Source organism: Protofrankia sp. CiP1_Cm_nod3, from assembly GCF_982290655.1.
Map to the genome: position 1 here is coordinate 25,391 of NZ_CEVIVD010000022.1, position 3,756 is coordinate 29,146.

Consider the following 3,756-nt stretch of genomic DNA (forward strand, 5'->3'; position numbering starts at 1 on the left):
GGACATCCTACGAATCCAGGGCAACCACTGAAGAGCCCGCGCCACACGTCGACGACATACTCACCCGATCACAGAAAATCCTCGACGAGAACCACCCGGACACAATCAACATCCGCCAGAAGCCCCAGTTGTAGGTGGAAACCGGCACGGTAGCGACGGTTTCCACCTACAGCAGCGGAAGCCGTAGGTGGAAACCGTCATGGTGGCAGCGGTTTCCACCTACGAGTGTGATGCGGGGCCGCAACCGCCGGCCCATCCGGCAGATGACCAAAGTGGACGATCGAAAATGTCCGTTCCAATGCCGGAGAGCTCGACGGCCACGTCTCGTCGACCCGGCGGCTGCCCGACAATGATCGGCATCATGATGCGCAGATGTGATGATGATGTGCGTACCACCATCGACATCCAAGATGATCTTCACAGGCAGGCCATGTCGATCGCCAGGGACACCTCACGGACACTGAGCGAGACGGTCGCCGATCTCATACGTCGCGGTCTGGGACACGGTGAGACGACGGAGATATCCCGCAGTGAACGAACCGGCCTCCCCCTGGTCCGCCTCGGCAGGATCATCACGACCGAGGACGTCCGCGCCCTGGACGACGATCAGTGACCACTCTTCTGGACGCCAACGTCCTGATCGCGCTCATTGTCAGCGACCACGTCCATCATGACGCCGCCGAAACATGGCTTGCCGACACCGCCGCTAGCTTTGCGACCTGCCCGATCACCGAGGTGGACCGGGGCAACGACCGAGTCCGCCTGATCAGTCCCGACGGCCAGTGCGGGCGGGGCGGGAGTGTCGCGCCGGCGGCAGCCGTCATGCGCCACCGCTGACGCGCCGGACGGGGATTCAGGGGGTGCTCCCGGGCGGCGCGGGACGAGGGCGGGTGGGCCGTTGCCCGGGCCCCGTCGGGGTAAGTGACATGCGGTGCACAAAAAAAGAACCGGTGTGTAAAATGTACTGACGCCGCCGTGGGGCCTTCTTTACTCTTGAATCGTCGGCTGACAGCATGGCAGGGCGGCCCGGGGGGTGACATGCGGCGCGCACGGAACTGTTGCGCCAAAGGTGCCCGCGCCGCGACAGGATTTTCTCCGCGATAGCCCGTGCGCCGCTTTTTCTGCAATTTTGTCAGCGACTTTTCCCGATGGGCCGGCGTGTCGTTCCGGCCCAGTTTCCGACGACCTGCGGGGGCCACAATGTCAGTGGAGGAAACGCCGTCCACGGTGCCAGTGGAGGAAGTACCGTCCGAGCTGCGGGCCGCGGTCGCGGCCCGGGTGGCGGACAGAAGCGAACAGCGCCACGAAAAAATCGCGGTCCTGCGGGAGCCAGGCGGAATCGCGCGGGCGGACGAGCCGGCCCGGGTGGCGACCCGGATCGACCGGCTGGCCCGTTTCTACCCGGATGTGCGGCCGGTCAGCCCGGCCGCGGTGGCCGCCGGGGAACCAGCCGCCACCGCGGCGGCGAGCGCCGTCCTGGAACGGATCCTGGTAACGAACGACCTGCTCGGGGTCGGTTACCTGGAAGGCGGTGTCGCCGCCGCGCGGTCGGTCGGCCGGGTCGTCATCCGGGACGGGCGGGGCCGGCTGGCCGGCTACGGCACCGGCAGCCTGGTCTCCCCGGAGCTGCTGCTGACCAATCATCATGTGCTCCCCGACGCCCGGACAGCCGGGTTCAGCGGTGTCGAATTCGACTATCAGGACGCGCCCGACGGCCGGCCGCTGGCACCCGTCCCCTTCGCGCTGGACCCGGCCCGGTTCTTCGTCGCCGACCAGCGGCTGGACTTCGCGCTGGTCGCGGTGCGGGCCGCCCCGGCGGAGCTGGCCCGGTTCGGGTTCAACCGGCTGTTCGAAGGGGAGGGCAAAGCCATCGTCGGGGACTTCGTCACGATTATCCAGCATCCCGGCGGGGGGAAGAAGCAGGTCGCGCTGCGGGAGAACCGGATCGTGGACCTGCTCGACCTGTTCCTGCACTACGAGACGGACACCGAGCCCGGATCATCCGGCTCGCCGGTCTTCAACGACCAGTGGGAGATCGTCGCGCTGCACCATGCCGCCGTCCAGGCGTCGGACCACAGGGAACTCGGCGGCTTTGTCAACGAGGGGATCCGGATCAGCCGGCTGCTGGCCTTCCTCCGCTCCCAGCCCCTCCCGCCGGAGCAGCAGGCCCTCCTCGACCGGATCTCCGCCGCCCCGGCCGGCCCGGCCAGCCCGCCCACGGCCGTCGCCCCGCCGGAGCGGGCTCCCGAGACCGTCGGTGGCGGGCCTCGGCTCGCGCTCGCGGTCCCGTTCGACATCCGGCTGCGCGGCGACCTGGTCAGCCCCGGCCCGCCCGCCACCACCGGCGAGGACACGACCCGGACCGGCCCGGACCATGCCGCCTTCCGCAGCTACGCACCAGACGGCCACGGCCCCGAAGGCGACCCGGGCACACCGTGGCCGGAGGTCACGTCGCGCTCCTGACCTGTTCGGCCCGGGCCCGGTGGACGGGTGAGGGGCGTCCGCTGCCGCGTCAGCCCGCCGCTCCTCACCCGCTGAGCAGCAGGAACGCCGCGGTCAGGGTGAGCGCGACGGCGGACAGGCCCGGCAGGCGGCGGCCGACACGGGTCAGTTCCTCGGCGGAGACGACCACGGCCAACGCGATCATCCAGACGACGGCGCCGTGCTCGACGACGGCCATGAGAACCATCAACGGCCAGCAGGAGAGCACACATCGCCTGCCGTGCAGGAACGCGAACCGCACGCACGCGACGTCCGCCCGCCGTCCGACCGGCGGCAGCGGCACGGTGCGCCGGCACTGGGCCAGGCTCCGGCGCTTGACCCCGCCGGCCTGCCAGAGCGCCGCGGCCGCGAGCGCGGCCAGCAGCAGTGCCCGGCCGCCGACGCCGGCAACGTCGACGGCCGCGCGCACGCCGAGCAGGGCCACGAGGCCGAACAGGGCCCAGACCGCGATGTAGGTGGCGACGAAGACGGTCATCGCCCGGGCCCGCCGCTCCCGGATGCTGTTGAGGGCGACATGGCGGATGGCCGGCAGCGCCACCGGCAGCATCATCGCCATCGACATGACTGTCCAGGCCGCCACGACCACCAGCTGACATCCACATCACGGGCCACCTGGGGAATTACTTGAGCACAGCCCCTGGGGAATTACCGGTTCTGGCGACGATCACGGGTTCTCGTCCGTGCCGGTCGGGGATGCCCCCCGGATCGCGCGCGTCGTCGTGCTGCCGACTGTGTGTGGGTTCGGGTCCGTACGGGCGGAGTGGGATGCTGGTGCGGTGGGTGACGGGGATGGGGTGGGCGCTCGCCGGGATTTCTTCGTGTCCTATACCGGACGGGACCGGGCGTGGGCGGAGTGGATCGCCTGGGCGTTGGAGGCAGCCGGCTACACCACGTTGATCCAGGCGTGGGATTTCGGGGCCGGGGCCGGGTTCGTGGAGGAGATGCACCAGGCCGCCCAGGTTGCGGAGCGGACGGTCGCGGTGCTCTCGGCGGCCTATCTGACATCGGTGTACGCGGCGGCGGAGTGGCAGGCCGCCTGGAAGGACGATCCGCTCGGCCGGAGCCGGAAGCTGCTGGTGTTCCGGATCGAGGAGTGTGAACGTCCCGGTCTGCTCGGTCAGATCGTCGCGGTGGACCTGTTCGGGGTCGACAAGGACGCCGCCCGCCGCGCGCTGCTTGCCGCTGCCGCGGGTGAGCGGGGGAAGCCGGCCACCGAACCGGACTTCCCCGGCGGCCCGGCGGGCCCGGCAGCCT

At 69.9% G+C, this 3,756-nt stretch carries 5 protein-coding genes; 4 read left to right on the plus strand and 1 reads right to left on the minus strand.

The features are described from left to right. The first annotated feature begins 187 nt into the window (after nucleotides 1-187). The 3 genes from AC5LUJ_RS07045 to AC5LUJ_RS07055 all read left to right on the plus strand — a co-directional run bounded on the left by AC5LUJ_RS07045 (nucleotide 188) and on the right by AC5LUJ_RS07055 (nucleotide 2,463). Complete coding sequence (locus AC5LUJ_RS07045) at nucleotides 188-613, plus strand: hypothetical protein (RefSeq protein WP_250285261.1); 426 nt, start codon at nucleotides 188-190, stop codon at nucleotides 611-613. Beyond that, complete coding sequence (locus AC5LUJ_RS07050; protein ID WP_445548451.1) at nucleotides 610-837, plus strand: PIN domain-containing protein; 228 nt, start codon at nucleotides 610-612, stop codon at nucleotides 835-837. The genes AC5LUJ_RS07045 and AC5LUJ_RS07050 overlap by 4 nt, the downstream gene beginning before the upstream one ends. Before the next feature lie 390 nt (nucleotides 838-1,227). Next, nucleotides 1,228-2,463, plus strand: coding sequence for a trypsin-like serine peptidase (locus tag AC5LUJ_RS07055; protein WP_250285260.1), 1,236 nt, complete (start codon nucleotides 1,228-1,230; stop codon nucleotides 2,461-2,463). A gap of 64 nt (nucleotides 2,464-2,527) precedes the next feature. On the opposite strand, the gene AC5LUJ_RS07060 is transcribed toward AC5LUJ_RS07055, so the two are convergent. Beyond that, nucleotides 2,528-3,082 carry a copper chaperone gene (locus tag AC5LUJ_RS07060; protein ID WP_250291888.1) on the minus strand — a complete coding sequence of 185 codons (555 nt, stop codon included), beginning with the start codon at nucleotides 3,080-3,082 and terminating at the stop codon, nucleotides 2,528-2,530. 238 nt (nucleotides 3,083-3,320) lie between these two features. Here AC5LUJ_RS07060 and AC5LUJ_RS07065 point away from each other — a divergent pair. After that, nucleotides 3,321-3,756 (plus strand): toll/interleukin-1 receptor domain-containing protein (locus tag AC5LUJ_RS07065; RefSeq protein WP_493464656.1); only part of this gene is annotated, 436 nt, incomplete at its 3' end.